1 protein-coding gene is annotated in these 1,116 nt (G+C 34.8%); it reads right to left on the bottom strand.

Annotation, left to right across the window (positions count from 1 at the left end; genetic code table 11):
- Positions 1-133 precede the first annotated feature (133 nt).
- Positions 134-889 (bottom strand): restriction endonuclease, encoded by a 756-nt coding sequence (locus tag AB4238_RS13235; RefSeq protein ID WP_372033854.1) that lies wholly within the window; start codon positions 887-889, stop codon positions 134-136.
- Positions 890-1,116: the final 227 nt, after the last annotated feature.

Raw genomic sequence — 1,116 nt, 5'->3', positions numbered from 1 at the left:
CCTAAAAAGCGTAAACTCTTACGTCGATATTAACTATATAAAGGTATCACTCGGGCTTGTTCAACACTTGGGATAAGGACGCGGCTGCGCGCGGCCTATCCTTATACGTTAGGTTTTTTACCACCAAACAAAATTAGTACTTTTGTAACCAATATTTTAGGTCGTTAAAATCTTTAAGATCTAAATGGTTCTCGGCCATTTTAGCTTCTTTAACAGCATCTTTTGAGAAAAAACCAGTTGTAACTATAATACTTTTTGTTGCTTGCCTTAATTGATGAACACCCATAACCTCTCTAATAATTCCAACGCCAACTTTATTTTCTGGAGCATATTTTTTACATTCAATGTGAGTTAAATAACTGCATACTGAATTTTTAATGTATGCAATGATATCTCGTCCTCCGTCTCTAGTTGCTTTTGTTAACTCAACATCGAATCCCATGTCTTTTAAAATAGCGGCTACCAATTCTTCAAATTTTCTTGGGGATAGATCATACATTTTTTCAGGATGCTTCTTAAGGTATGTCTTTATTTGCGTATCAATTGTGGTTATTACAACCTGTTCTTCTTCATCAGGAGTTTCTGTTGAATCAGAATACAGTTTTTCTTTAAAAGTACCTTGCTCATTTAACCCAACCATAGTTGAGACAATCTTACTTTCAGCTTCAGCTTGAGAAGTTAGGCTTACTTCACTTTCTATACATCGATATATATCATCTTCGTCTTTTGCAAGAACAACATAAGACCAATCTTTATCTATAGGGTCTTTAATTACAGTTCCAGCGATATCCATTTCTGTTGACTCAAACCAAGCTCTTTCTGGAAAAAAGCCCACCTTTTCAATGTTTAGAGAATCGAATTTATTTCTTGAAATTTGCTGAATACTCATTGATTTCCTTAAAACCTAACAGTATATTAGGCTGAATTCCGAATAAGAACAGTCAGCCTAGTTAATCCAACGCTAATAAGGTAACCTTAAATGTCCTTTTAATCAATGCCTTAATAGGCATATTGCTGTGAGTCCACTGACTCTGCTGATAGTGAAAGTCAGAATTTGCATATTTGTGATGTAGTGCTACGTAGATACTGGTTAAAGGTACTTATAAACAACCACTT

This window comes from Shewanella sp. 10N.286.45.A1 (assembly GCF_041470405.1).
Taxonomy (GTDB): domain Bacteria; phylum Pseudomonadota; class Gammaproteobacteria; order Enterobacterales; family Shewanellaceae; genus Shewanella.
This window is presented reverse-complemented; position numbering and strand designations above follow the sequence as displayed.

What these genes read in the sequence shown, in the direction of transcription:
- AB4238_RS13235 (WP_372033854.1), bottom strand. Translation starts at nt 889, where the DNA reads ATGAGTATTCAGCAAATTTCAAGAAATAAATTCGATTCTCTAAACATT.